The organism is Novacetimonas maltaceti, assembly GCF_002906255.1.
Lineage (GTDB): Bacteria > Pseudomonadota > Alphaproteobacteria > Acetobacterales > Acetobacteraceae > Novacetimonas > Novacetimonas maltaceti.
The window spans coordinates 1-13,282 of record NZ_POTC01000006.1 but is presented as its reverse complement, the minus strand read 5'-3'; the positions used below and the strand labels follow the sequence as shown (position 1 = coordinate 13,282).

General features: G+C 66.7%; 10 protein-coding genes and 1 riboswitch. Of the genes, 8 read left to right on the top strand and 2 right to left on the bottom strand.

What is annotated here, in order from left to right:
* The first annotated feature begins 28 nt into the window (after nucleotides 1-28).
* The 4 genes from KMAL_RS03590 to KMAL_RS03570 all read left to right on the top strand — a co-directional run bounded on the left by KMAL_RS03590 (nucleotide 29) and on the right by KMAL_RS03570 (nucleotide 4,063).
* Nucleotides 29-1,087, top strand: a complete 1,059-nt coding sequence (locus KMAL_RS03590) for a CorA family divalent cation transporter (protein WP_110094487.1) — start codon at nucleotides 29-31, stop codon at nucleotides 1,085-1,087.
* A 144-nt stretch (nucleotides 1,088-1,231) separates the two neighbouring features.
* Nucleotides 1,232-2,353 carry a lytic transglycosylase domain-containing protein gene (locus KMAL_RS03585; protein WP_110094397.1) on the top strand — a complete coding sequence of 374 codons (1,122 nt, stop codon included), beginning with the start codon at nucleotides 1,232-1,234 and terminating at the stop codon, nucleotides 2,351-2,353.
* A gap of 38 nt (nucleotides 2,354-2,391) precedes the next feature.
* The gene (locus KMAL_RS03580) at nucleotides 2,392-2,985 is read left to right on the top strand and encodes a peroxiredoxin (protein WP_110094396.1); all 594 of its coding nucleotides are present in this window, start codon (nucleotides 2,392-2,394) and stop codon (nucleotides 2,983-2,985) included.
* A 159-nt stretch (nucleotides 2,986-3,144) separates the two neighbouring features.
* Nucleotides 3,145-3,299, top strand: a riboswitch (adenosylcobalamin (AdoCbl) riboswitch).
* 44 nt (nucleotides 3,300-3,343) lie between these two features.
* Nucleotides 3,344-4,063, top strand: a complete 720-nt coding sequence (locus tag KMAL_RS03570) for a CbtA family protein (RefSeq protein WP_110094394.1) — start codon at nucleotides 3,344-3,346, stop codon at nucleotides 4,061-4,063.
* Nucleotides 4,064-4,195: 132 nt separating this feature from the next.
* Here the strand turns inward: KMAL_RS03570 and KMAL_RS03565 are convergent, their stop codons facing one another.
* A complete protein-coding gene (locus KMAL_RS03565; protein WP_110094393.1) occupies nucleotides 4,196-5,470 on the bottom strand; it encodes an ABC transporter substrate-binding protein in 1,275 nt (424 codons plus the stop codon).
* Between the two features lie 420 nt (nucleotides 5,471-5,890).
* Here KMAL_RS03565 and KMAL_RS03560 point away from each other — a divergent pair, with 420 nt between their 5' ends.
* From KMAL_RS03560 to KMAL_RS03545, 4 genes are all read left to right on the top strand, one after another.
* The gene (locus KMAL_RS03560) at nucleotides 5,891-7,000 is read left to right on the top strand and encodes a lysophospholipid acyltransferase family protein (protein WP_110094392.1); all 1,110 of its coding nucleotides are present in this window, start codon (nucleotides 5,891-5,893) and stop codon (nucleotides 6,998-7,000) included.
* 273 nt (nucleotides 7,001-7,273) lie between these two features.
* Nucleotides 7,274-9,577: an EAL domain-containing protein gene (locus KMAL_RS03555; protein ID WP_408887885.1), complete on the top strand. Its 2,304-nt coding sequence runs from the start codon at nucleotides 7,274-7,276 to the stop codon at nucleotides 9,575-9,577.
* A gap of 105 nt (nucleotides 9,578-9,682) precedes the next feature.
* Nucleotides 9,683-11,401 carry a putative bifunctional diguanylate cyclase/phosphodiesterase gene (locus KMAL_RS03550; RefSeq protein ID WP_110094390.1) on the top strand — a complete coding sequence of 573 codons (1,719 nt, stop codon included), beginning with the start codon at nucleotides 9,683-9,685 and terminating at the stop codon, nucleotides 11,399-11,401.
* Between the two features lie 2 nt (nucleotides 11,402-11,403).
* On the top strand, nucleotides 11,404-11,868 hold the full coding sequence (locus KMAL_RS03545; RefSeq protein ID WP_110094389.1) for a hypothetical protein: 465 nt from the start codon (nucleotides 11,404-11,406) through the stop codon (nucleotides 11,866-11,868).
* Between the two features lie 120 nt (nucleotides 11,869-11,988).
* Here the strand turns inward: KMAL_RS03545 and KMAL_RS03540 are convergent.
* The coding region (locus tag KMAL_RS03540) for a chloride channel protein (protein ID WP_239019923.1) at nucleotides 11,989-13,282 on the bottom strand (1,294 nt) is incomplete at its 5' end.

Sequence of the window (13,282 nt, the reverse complement as noted above, 5' to 3'; positions counted from 1 at the left end):
CGCCCATGGCCTTCCGGATGCAGTGCCCATGTCCGACATGCTTTCCCCCGCCGTCCCGCACGCCCCCACGCCGGAGCCCGCCTCCGCCCCGTTTCCGGAGGCGGACGGCCTGGTCTGGGCGATTGCGTGCCGTCCCGGCCACAAGCCGGAGAAGCTGGACGCCGAAGGGGTCGCCCGCGCGCTGGCGGGGGACCCGCCGCCGGTTCCCGATACGTGGGTGTGGCTGCATTACGATATCGTCCACACCGCCACGCGCGCGCGCATGCAGGCGATTCCCTGCCTGCCGGAGGAGGCGCGCGCGGCGTTGGGCAATATCGACCGTGGCACCCGGCTGGAGGTGGAGGGCGACATCGTCTATGGCGCGCTGCCGGGCTTTGACGACAGCATGTCCGAGGATGACAAGAACCTGTCGGCGTGGCGTTTCGCGGTGCTGCCGGACCTGCTGATCACCACGCGCCGCCAGCCGGTGCCCGCCCTTGGGCTGGTCTATCGCTACATGCAGCGTGGCGAGCCGTTCACCTCCCCGGCGGAGGTGGTGGACCGCACGCTTCTGGAATTCGCGGACACGGTGCGGCGCAACATCGCGCTGCTGGACGATCACCTCGACCGGGCGGAGGACCTGCTGCTGACGCTGGACCAGCATACCGATTTCGGGCGCATCAGCGGCCTGATCGGGCGGGTGCGGCGGCGTTCGACCGAACTGCGGCGCGTCATCTCCCCCGTGGACCGCATGTTCCGCAGCGAGGACCTCGAACTGCCCGAATGGGCGGAGGACGACCTGCGCGACCGTTCGCAGCGCCAGATCCATGCGGCCCTCGATGACCTGCTGGCGCTGCAGGACCGCGCGCGCTCCCTGCAGGACGAACTGGCGTCGGGGCAGGCGGAGGAGACGAACCGGCGGCTGTATACGGTGTCCATCGTGACGACGCTGATGCTGCCCGCGACGTTCGTCACCGGGTTCTTCGGCATGAATACCGGCGGCATGTTCCTGGCCGAAGGGCGCGCCGGCACGATCGAGGCCGGGTGCATCTGCTTCCTGTTCATGGTCATCACGTGGCTGCTGCTCAAGCTGATGAAGCTGCTGTAGGGCGCAGGCCCCGCCATGCAGCGCGGGGCGGACGGCGTTGCATCGGTCGCATGGGGTGGTGTAACAAGGACGCGCCCGCCATTTCATCGCGATGGTGGACACCCCCGGCATGCCCGGACCATCGCAACAGGATCACAGCGGCCCATGTCCCCTTCGCTTCTTGCGGAAAACCCTGTTTCGTCCTTTTCGCGGTCATGTTCGCGGGCAGGGCGGTGGCTTTCGCTGGTGCTGCTGGTCGCGCTGGCCGCCTGCGCGGGCCAGCCGCACGAGGCCCGGATGTCGGAGGCGCAGATGATGCAGGAGGCCGACAGCTACCGCGCCCGCGCGCGCCAGAACTATACCCCGCCCGGGCCGCCGGAGGACCCGTGGGGGCCATACATTACCGAGGCGGCGAAGCGTTTCGACGTGCCCGACCTGTGGATCCGCGCGGTGATGCAGCGCGAATCCGGCGGGCAGCTGTTCCATAACGGGCAGTTCGTGACCTCGCAGCCCGGGGCGATGGGGCTGATGCAGTTGATGCCCCCCACCTATGACGAGATGCGCAAACGCTACGACCTTGGGCCAGATGCGTACGAACCGCATGACAACATCATCGCGGGCACGGCCTACCTGCGGCAGATGTATGACATCTATGGCTCGCCGGGGTTCCTTGCGGCCTATAACAGCGGGCCGGGGCGGCTGGATGATTTCATCGACCGCAGCCACACCCTCCCGCGTGAGACGCGCGAGTATGTGGCCTATATCGGCCCGCGCATTGCCGGGGTATCGCCGGTCAACCGTTCGCAGGCCGACCTGATGATCGAGGCAAGGGCACAGGCGCGCGCGCAGGCCCGCGTGCAGGGCGTTGGCGGGTACGGGCGCGGGCACGGGCGGCAGGTGATTGGCGCGGACCAGCCACTTCAGGTGGCCGAGGCCCCCTCGGCCGAGAGCGCGGCCGTCCGCGCGGCATGGAGTGCGCGTGAAAAGGCGGGGCAGTTGCCAATGACGGCGGTGGGCGCGCATCCCACCATCGTGATGGACGCCGCCAACTGGGCGGTGCAGGTCGGCGCATACGGATCGCGCGGCCAGGCGTTGCTGGCACTGCAGCGCGCGCGTACCAGCGCGGTGCTGCGTGGCGCGCGCGAACAGGTCGATTCGGTAACGGCGGGGCGGGCGCATGTCTATCGCGCGCGCCTGCTGGGCCTGTCGCATGCCAGCGCATTGCAGGCATGCCAGAAGCTGGGCAGCCATGGCTGCCAGGTCATGGGGCCGATGTCCGGTTCATGACGGTGCGCGGTGGCACGATCCATGACGGGATGAAGTGAATGAAATATTTCTACAGGCGTCCGCGCTGGTCGTGGATGGGAATCATCATGCCGCTGGTGGCGGTCATGGCCTTTGCCGGGATCGTCGCATGGTCCAGCGCGCGCGCCGCCCTGCCCGCGGGCAGCAATGCGCCGATGTTCGTCGCCCCCGCCAGCCAGGCGGGAAAGGAGTTCAGCTTCCACCTTGCCGATGCGCTGCGCAACGGGCCGGTGGTGGTGTATTTCTATCCCGCCGCCTTCACCCGTGGCTGCACCATAGAGGCGCATGAGTTCGCCGAGGCGATGGACAGCTACCACGAACTGGGCGCCAGCGTGATCGGGGTGTCGATGGACGACATCAAGACGCTCGACAGGTTTTCCGTCAGCGAATGCCATGGCCGCTTCCCCGTTGCGTCCGACCCGTCGGGGACGATCGCGCGGCTGTATGATTCGCGCATGCCGGTGGTCCATTACGCCAGTCGCACGTCCTATGTCATCGCCCCCGATGGCAAGGTCATCTTCACCTACAGCGCCATGTCACCGGACGAACATGTCCGCCGCACGCTCGACGCCATCAGGGCGTGGCGCGCGGGACAGCCCGTGCCCGGCAAATAACAGACTGAAAACGAACAAAAGTTTTTGGTGAAGCTTTTTCCAAAAAGCTTCAAGGACGTCGCCTTTCTCGATCAAAAGGCGACACCCAAAAACTTTCTGACGATTTTCAGCCAGTCCCCGTTCCCGCCGTCCCGCCCGCATTGACTCGGCCGGTGCGCCCTGCGATGAAACCGGGCGTTGCCTGCGAAGGAAGCCGGTGGAAATCCGGTGCGGTCGCGCCACTGTAAACGCTGCATGACAGCGCCAAGCCAGACCCTTTGCAGGCTGTTCCTTTCATCCATCCACCGGGGACGCGGTTTCCCTGCAGGAGTCATGATATGTCCATTTCCCTTCTTTCCCCCATCCGGGTGCGGTCCTGATGGCCGGGCGCGTGCTGCTGCGCGGGATGCTTGCGGGGGTTCTCGCGGCGTTCCTTGCCTTCGGTTTTGCCCGCGTCTTCGCGGAACCGCTGGTTGATCGCGCCATCGGCATCGAGGCCGCGCACGACGCGGCGGCGGGCGAACCGCCAGAGGAGGAGCTGGTCAGCCGCAGGGTGCAGTCCACCCTTGGCCTGCTGACGGCGGCCCTCATGTATGGCGCGGCCTATGGCGGGGTGTTCGCGCTGGCCTTTGCGGTGGCCCATGGGCGCGTGGGGCAGGTGTCGCCGCGCATGCTCGCGCTGCTGCTGGCGGGGGCGGGGTTCGTGGCCGTCGTGCTGGTGCCGGACCTGAAATATCCCGCCAATCCCCCTGCCGTCGGCCATGCGGAGACGATCGGCATGCGGACTGCGGCCTATTTCGAAATGGTGGTCTTTTCGCTGTGCGCGATGATCCTGTCGGTGCTGGCGGGGCGGGCGCTGCTGGCGCGCGTGGGGGTATGGTCGGCGTGGCTGTGCGGTGGCGCGGTGTTCATCGTGCTGGTGACGGTGCTGCAACTGACGCTGCCTGACATCAGCGAGGTCCCGGCCGACTTTCCCGCAGCCCTGCTGTGGCGCTTCCGCGAGGCGGCCCTGGGCATGCAGCTTGTGCTGTGGGGGACGCTCGGCCTTGCGTTCGGTGCGCTGGTGGAGCGCATGCCCGAACTGCGGGGGCGGGCGTAAGTCTGTTTTTTCGCGAAACAGGTAGGTGAAGAATAAAAGTTTCTGGGTGTCGCCTTTTTTTAAAGGCGACACCTTCTGAAGCTTTTGGAAAAAGCTTCACCAGAAACTTCTTTTACTTTTCAACCGGTTGTCTTACGGGGCCTGCATCACGCTGGTCCACATGGCCTGCAGCTTCTGGTTCATGTCGGCCGAAAGCTGCGGCAGCATGCGGGTCGCCGCGATCTGTGCGGGCTGCTCGTCCCAATGCAGGGCGGCCCTGATCGTGGGGTCCAGCGGCGTGCGCATGTCCGCGGGCATCCCCCAGTAGCACGAGGACGTGGCAAGGTGCGCCTGCGCCTGTGGCGTGCGCAGGTATTTCGCAAAGCGCAGCGCCATGTCCCGGCGTTGCGAGGAAGACAGGATCGACACCGCCTGCTGCCAGCGCAGCGCGCCCTGATGCGGGATCAGGTAGGTCAGGGTCGGATGCGCGGACAGGACCGGTGCAGGGGCGGGTGCTGCAACGGGCGCGGGCGTGGCGGCCGTGGCGCTGGCGCCCGCGCTGGCCGCGTCGGGCTGCGTGGCCGGGTGCGCGCCGGGCGGCAGGGGCGGGGCGTCGTCACTGTCGTCATCGCCGTCGCTGTCCGGGCTGCCTGCCGGGGCGGGCTGGCCCTTCTGCACCGCGCCGTCATGGCCGATGCCCGCCGTGGTCCATGCGCCACCGCCGACAACGATGTCCACCTGCCCATCGGCCAGCGCCTGCTGCACCGTGGCCATGTCGCCCACGACGGCGGCGTTCGCCTTCAGCGCCACAAGCTTCGCCTGCAGCGCCGGCAGGTCCGCGTCCGACAGGCTGGCGGGGTCCCTGCCCAGCGCCAGCGCAAGGTAGGACAGCACCGGCAGCCACGAATCATAGATCGCGACCCGGCCCTGGTACTGCGGCTTCCAGATCTCGTTGATGTCCGACAGCGCCTGCGCCGATACCTTCGCCTGGTCGAAGGCGATGGCGAAATACCCGAACTTCTCCGGCACGGCATACAGGTGGCCGTCGAACGACCCCGCCTGCGGGTCTGCCACGGCGGCGGGGATGCCGGTGGTGGGGAAATCCGCCGGGTCCAGCGCCATCAGCATGCCGTTGCGCGCCATGGGCATCAGTTCCGCCTCGTCCGTCGCGACAAGGTCCCAGTCCCCGGGCTGGGCCTGCCGGATGATCGACATCACGGACTCCACGGTGTCGATGTCGCGGAAATGCACCTGCACGGCGTTTTCCTTCTCGAACGGGCGCAGCAGTTCGGGGTCCTCATGGTCGCAGCTTGTCAGGATGTTGAGCACATCGTCGCGCGCATGGGCCGTGGGGCAGGCAAGGGGTGTCGTGGCAAGCAGAACAGCCGTGGCGGCGGATAACAGGCCGTAACCGGACCATCCGGACATCAGGGGCACTCCTTGGGCTGGAAAGGCAGGGCAAGAGGGAGAGCACGCGCGCCCCCGGAAGAGGCCCCGCGACAGGATCGGGGCGTGCCGACGATGGCCGCGGCCGCGACGGATGCTCGCGAAACCGTGTCCTTACATACCTGCATAATGCCGCAGGGGGAGGATGCGACAAAAAAATATTTTATGGAACCGTGTCCGGGCCAGCTTTATCGTTACGCAAAGTATCGCCCCCCGTCGCGCAGGCCCCGGCGGGGCGGGGCGTACTTGACGCGCCCGAAGGCGGCGGCTACGTCCGGACACAGGGCCGGCGCGCACCCGCAACGCGGTGCAGGCCGCGCGGGTCGGTCCTGCCACAGTAGCGCCCCATCGTGATCGCGACGCCTGTCGGCGCGGTCTGTCCCACCTGTCTATGGATAGGGCATGATTGCCGATTTCATTCAGCGCCGCATCCTGCGACGTCGCGAAACCCCCGCCACACCCCCGCCACCGCCGCGCGCCGCGCGCGAACGTCGCGCCATCGCCCCGGTCACGTCGCGCGACATCGCCGACATCGCGGCGCTGCGCATCCATGCGTCGGGGCCGTGGCGTGAACGCGCGCGCACCCTGCGCGGCATCGGCCGCCTTGCCGCCATCACGGTCTGGGTGCCGCTGTCGGTCGGGTTCGAGGCGGTGCTGCTGCTGGTGCCCGGCACGGCGAAGATCCGCTGGACGCGCTTCGTCTGGGGGGGGCTGTGCTTCCTGCTGTCGCTGAATATCCGCGTCATCGGGCGCAGGGCCGGGTCGGTTGGCGGCGCACGGGCGCGCGCGCGCGGCGAACGGCCGGTGATCTATGTCTCCAACCATTCCTCGTGGCTGGACGTGCCGGTGCTGGGCACGGTGCTGCCGTCGAATTTCGTCGCCAAGGGCGATATCGAGAAATGGCCCATCATGGGCCTCGTCTCGCGCATTGGCCGGACCATCTTCGTCAGCCGCCAGCGCAGCACCACCGGGCGCGAACGCGACGAGATGATGGATCGCCTGATCGGGGGCGACAACCTCGTGCTGTTCCCCGAGGGCACATCGTCCGACGGGTCGCGCGTGCTGCCGTTCATGTCGGCCTTCTTCGCCATTGCAAAGCTGCCCCGCGTCCCGCGCGGGCGTGAAGACACGCCCGAGGCCCAGGCCATGCGCCAGCACCCGCCGGGGATGACGCCGCTGATCCAGCCGGTTTCCGTCGTGTATGACCGGCTGGAGGGGCTGCCGGTCAACCGCGCGCGCCGCCCGGTCTTCGCCTGGTATGGCGACATGGAGCTTGGCCCCCATGTGTGGCAGCTGGTGAAATGGCGCTCCATGCGGGCGACCGTCATGCTGCATCCCGCCCTCGACCCCGATGATTTCCCCAGCCGCAAGGCGCTGGCGCAGGCCGCGTGGCGCGCCGTGTCGCAGGGCGCGGCGGAATTGCGGCAGAACGCGCCACAGGACCCCGATGCCTGCGAATATGCCTGCCGGCCCCTTGGCGGACTGCTGCCGCAGGACTTCCGCAGGCCGTGAATGCAGCGGACGCATGCCGCCTTAGTGTAAAATAATACCCCGCAAATATTGTAAACATCGTAAACATTGAGGCATATCATGTGCCGTCATCCGCGCAGCGGATATCGTGTGGCATGATGTGGGTCCGCTCATGCCTGCTGCATGACGGAAATGTCGGTCTGGAAAACAGTCCCCCGGGGCTGTGCGGGCAGGGGGAAATCCCGCCCGGCCGTGCGAGATGATGTGAAACCTGAAACGTGTGGGGCGACCCGCACGGGCGAGCTGGAGAGCGTGGTGAGTCAGCCCAAGATTAACGCCGAGATCCTGTTGCCTGCCATGGAACAGGCGATCGACCCCATCGTCATCATCGATGAGCACAACAGCGTCATTTTCTTCAATCCCGCGGCCGAGCGCATGTGGGGCCTGCCACGCAAGGACGTGCTGGGCCGCAATGTCAGCTGCCTCGTGCCGCTCGATTACCGCAAGGACCATGACAGCTTCATCGCGCATAACCGCAGGACCGGGATCAACAAGATCGTCGGCACCTCGCGGGAGGTGGAGTTCACCCGCGCGGATGGCGAATATGTCTGCGGCGAGCTTTCGATCTCCAAGGTGCAGCTGCCGGGCACGGACAAGATCTACTACATCGCGGTGATGAAGGACGCGACGGAGGAAAGCCAGAGGCGCAAGATCCTCATCCTCCAGAACGACGTGCTCCAGGCGCTGGCGGCGGACCTGCTGATCCAGGACGTGGCCGACCTGCTGTGCCGCCGTGTGGACAGCTTCGTGCCCAATTCGGTCGCGTGCCTGATCCTGATCGACGCGGACAACCGGCTGCAGATCCTCTCGGCCCCCGGCCTGCCCAAGCGCTATTTCAGCGCGCTCGAGGGGCTGAAGCTCGAACCGGCCGACATCTCCCGCCTGCAGCGCGAGCCGTCGTACAGCAACCACATCCTGTGGCACAATTACCAGTCGATCGCGAAGTCGCTGGGGCTGGAACACTGCCGTTCCGCGCCGATCCGCACGCATAACAGCCAGATATCGGGCCTGTTCGCGCTGTATTCGCGCGACCCCCATGCGCCGCAGAGCTGGCCGGAGCGGATCGTCGATGCGTGCATCCCGTTCTGCGCCCTTGCGGTGGAACAGAACGCGACGCGCCAGCATATCTCGCAGCTGTCGAACTTCGATTCCCTGACCGGGCTGCTCAACCGCTCCTCGCTGCACAAGATCATCGACGAACTGATCATGCGCGAGGGCGACAGCCGCTTCTACCTGTTCATGATCGACATCGACCGCTTCCGCGACATCAACGACGCGCTGGGCCATGTCTATGCCGACCAGTTCCTGGTCGAGATCGGGCAGCGCATCCGTGACCTTGTGCAGGGTGATTACATCATCAGCCGCTCCGGCGGGGATGAATACATCGTCATCGTGCCTGACTGCACGCAGGAAAAGGCCGTCAAGTTCGCCGAACTGCTGATCACCACCATCGCCAAGCCGATGCAGGTGGGGGAAAACACGCTCAGCATCTCGTGCAGCATCGGGATCAGCAGCTTCCCCGACAACGGCCCCGACAGCGAATCCCTGCTCAGCAACGCCGACTCCGCCATGCGCCAGGCCAAGGCCGACGGGCGCGGCGTCTACCGCTTTGCCGGGCAGGAAAAGAACCAGGTGGCGCAGGACCGTCTGGTGCTTGGCTCCGCGCTGCGCGACTCGCTGGCGAAGGGGATGCTCAACCTGCATTACCAGCCGCAGGTCGAGGCGGCGAGCGGCGGGCTGTACGGGGTGGAGGCGCTGTCGCGCTGGCACCATCCGCACCTTGGCAACATCTTCCCCTCGCGCTTCATCGCGGTGGCGGAGGAAACCGGCCAGATCGAGGCCATCGGCCGCTGGTCCCTGCACGAGGCCTGCCGCCAGATGCGCCACTGGGACGATGCGGACGTGCATGTCCCCACGGTTGCGGTGAACCTGTCGGCGGTGCATTTCCGCAACCGCGCGCTGCCGGAATACATCTCCAACCTGCTGCGGCAGTTCAACCTGACGCCCGACCGCCTGACGGTGGAAATCACCGAAAGCGTCATGATGGACAGCAGCAGCGACACGATCGACGTGCTGCATGCCATCCGCGACATGGGCTGCGGGCTGTCGATGGACGATTTCGGCACGGGCTATTCCTCGCTGTCGCGCCTGACGCGCCTGCCGCTGAGCGAGATCAAGATCGACCGCAGCTTCATCAACGATTTCGAACATGATACCAACGCGCAGGCCGTGACCATGGCGGTCATCGGCATCGGCTCGCGCCTTGGCATGACGGTCGTGACCGAGGGCGTGGAGACCGAGCAGCAGCGCCTCCTGCTGGAGGAGCTCAGGTGCGACGTGATGCAGGGCTACCTGTTCGCCAAGCCGCTGCCGGCGCATGAGCTGGAGAAATGGTACCGCGCGGGCAAGGCGCGGGGCACCTTCGTCCCGCCGATCGCGGACCGTCCCGGCGCGCTGGAGATGCAGAAGGCCGCGCAGGAAGCCGCGGCAGCCAAGGCCAAGGCCGCACCTTCGGCCGCCGTTACCGGGGCACCGGCCGGGGACAAGGGCGCGAAATGATGTCACGGACCGCCGTGCTGTCGCGGCAGGCGGCGGTCTCATGTTTTATGACTGACGATTACTGTCTGAATCTTTTGATCCCCCGTTTTCAGGTCTGAGGGAAAAATGTCATTGCAACACGATGATCGGCTGCGCGCCCTTACTCACCAGGATGCGGATTTCTGGGCCGATCTGGTTGATGATGTCCTGATTGTCGCCATTACCGACCGTGATGGCGTGATTACCTATGTCAACGACAAGTTCTGCAAGGTCAGCAAATACTCCGCGAAGGAACTGCTGGGATCGACGCACCGCATCCTCAATTCCGGCTATCACGATGCGGCCTTTTTCCAGGACATGTACCGCACCATCCAGTCGGGGCAGCCGTGGCGGGGCAATATCTGCAACCGGGCGAAGGACGGCACGATCTACTGGGTTGCGACGACCATCATCCCCAAATGCGGCCCGACGGGCGAGGTGGAGGGCTATGTCGCCAGCCGCTTCGAGATCACCGAACTGATGAAGACGAAGGAGCGGCTGTCGGAACTGGCGGAAACCGATACGCTGACGGCGCTGCTCAACCGTGGCGGGTTCAACACCGCGCTGTCCGCCGCCCTTGGCCTGTCGAGCAAGGAGCCGCCGGAATCGCGTGCGCTGGTGATGTTCGACCTCGACGGGTTCAAGCAGATCAATGACATCCACGGCCACCATGCGGGCGATATCGTCCTGCGTGTCGTCGCCTCGCGCCTTGTGGAACTGACGGACCCCGATGACCCGATCAGCCGCCTTGGCGGGGACGAATTCGCCATTGTCCTGAACAAGACCCTGCGCAGCGTGCCGCTGGAAAAATACATGGACCGGCTGCAGGCGGCGCTTGAGCGCCCGATCGACATCGAGACGGTGACCGTCAGCATTTCGGGCAGCATCGGCGCCGTCTTCCTCGATGCGCGCGAAAGCGTCGAGGACATGCAGAAGAACGCCGACATGGCGCTGTATGCGGCCAAGCGCGCGGGCGGCAAGCAGGCGCAGATGTTCACCTCCGCCCTGCGTCGCCGCGCGCAGGTGCGCAGCCAGATCCTGATCGAGGCGCGCAGCGGGGTGAAGAATGGCCAGTTCGAGGTCTATTACCAGCCGATCCTGAACTGCCACACCCGCCAGCTTGACCAGATCGAGGCGCTTTTGCGCTGGCACCATCCCGAACGCGGCCTGCTGGCGGCGGAGGATTTTGCCGACGTGTTCACTGACTCCACGCTGACGCAGGCGATGGGGCCGTCGATGATCGCGTCGTTCCAGCGCGACGTGGCCTTGTGGAACAGCACCGGCCAGCCCGCGCGCCAGCTTGCGATCAACATGTCGCGCATGGACCTTGGCCGTGCGGAATACCGCGAGGAGCTGGAACAGTCGCTGCGTGAATTCGGCCTGTTGCCCGCCAATTTCGTGCTGGAGGTGACCGAGCCGATGCTGCAGGGCCGCCGTGCGGAGCAGAGCATGCACAACATCCGCGAGCTTGGCGCCGCGGGCTTCCAGATCGCGATGGACAATTTCGGCAAGGGCGAGACGATGCTGCGCCACCTGCGCGACCTGCCGTTCACGCAGTTGAAGATCGACCAGTCGCTTGTCACGGGCATCGTGGACAACCAGGGCGACCGCGAGGTGCTCGCCAGCCTGATCGGGCTGGGGCAGGTATACGGGCTGGAGGTGACGGTCGAGGGCGTGGAGACACGCGCGCAGTTCGACATCGTCCATGCGATGAAGCCCGACCGGGTGCAGGGGTTCTTCATCTCCCCCGCGCTGTCGTCGCAGGCGCTGCTGAAGCTGCCGTCACGCTTTGAAATCGCGGCGTGACCATGGCGCAGGGTGATGTGCCCACGGGGGCGGTGCAACTCGACCCGTCCGTCCCGCGCGCGGATGTCGCGGGGTGGGCCAATACGCGGCGCATCATGCATGTGCGCCATGATGGTGATGACGCGGTTCTGCCTGCCTTTGTCCCCACGGCGGGCTGGGCGCGCCTGCTGGAGCGGTACTGCACTGGCGACGGGCCGGTGGATGGTCCGGGTGGCCGCCTGTCGCCCACGCGGGTGATGCTGGGTCTGGACCGTGCGATCGGCCGCCTGATGGAGGCCGCCGCGGGCGAGGATGCGCGCGCGGGCCGTGCGCTGGGGGCAGGGTATGCGGTGGAGTCCGACCTGTTCGACCCTGCGGGCGGCGTGGTGCACCTGCGCCTCGTGGTGGACCGTGAGACCGGGGTGGCCTGCGTGATCGCGGGGATGCCGGAGGATCTGGCGTCGCTGGATCTGCCGCCGCTGGCCTGAAGGGAAGTATCTTCTTTTTCTGAAGAAAAAGAAGCAAAAAGACTTTTAATACTTTAATAATTAAAAGTTTTTGGTGAAGCTTTTTTCAAAAAGCTTCGAAAGACGCCGCCCATCGGAAAACTAAGACCGCGCCGACACGCTCCCCGGTGCCGCAGGCCGTGTCAGCGGCCCCGGCAGGTGGGTCAGGCGCGCGCACCCGCGTGCGACAGCCACGCACAGCGCCATGGCAAGGCACATCGGGAACCACATGTCGTGCCCGACGCGGGTGAATTCGATCCCCAGCGCCAGCGCCGTCATGGGCATGGCCATGAACGTGCCGAGGAAGGCCACCCCGCCGACCAGGGCCGCCGCATCGGCGGGCACGGCGGGGGCGGCGAGGTTCCATCCCGCGACCAGTATGCTGGAGAGCAGCGCGCCCATCGTCAGGCTTGGCGTCAGCAGGCCGCCCGCAGCACCCGCCCGCAGCGCGCCCATGACGACAAGGATCTTCAGCACCAGCAGTTCCGCGCCCAGCGTCGCGCCCACGCGCCCTGCCACCGCAAGCTGCATCGGCCCGCGCCCGTTGCCCGGAAGCTGCGGGAACAGGCAGGCCAGCAGGCCGATGGCCGTAAAGACCGCAAGGCACCATGCAATCCGCGCCGCCCCCGACGCCGCGCGGTTCTGCGCCTGTGTGCTGAGGGTCTTGACCACATGGGCGCACACGCCGATGACCGGCGCGGCACAGATGGCCCACATCATGAGGGCGGGCGTCAGCGCCATCGGGCCGATCTCGTACTGCTGCACGTTGCCAAGGGCGATCCATGGCACCATGGCGGCAATGCCGCAGGCGCCCAGCGCCGCCATTGCCGCGCGCGGGGAAAATGCCTTGAGCAGCACTTCGAGAATGAACAGCGTGCCCGCCAGCGGCACGTTATAGACCGCAGCCAGCCCCGCCCCCGCGCCACAGGCGATGATGATGCGCGCATCCCCCGGCGCAAGGCCCAGCACCCGCCCCCGGCGGGAGGCCAGCAGCGCGCCGAATTCGCGCGGCGCGACCTCCCGCCCCAGCGGGGAGCCAAGGGCGACGGTCGCGATCTGCAGCAGCACATGGATGGTGGTGGACAGCGCGGGCATGGGCTTGCCCGGCGCATCGCCACGCCCCACGGCGGCGGTGACGCTGACCAGTGGCCGCCCCGCGCGCTGCAGCCCCCACCACCCGAACCCCGCGACAACCCCGCAGGTGAACAGCGCGGCCACGCGCCGCCATGGGGGCGCGGCGCTGACGCCCGCAAGGAAGTTGTGCGGCCCGCCCGCCTGCCCGTAGCCATAGGCGACATGCTGGATCGCATGCAGCGCCAGTGCCAGCGCCATGCCGCCCAGCCCCGACAGGACCCCGGTCGCGATGACCGCAAGGACCATGCGCGCGCCGGGCATC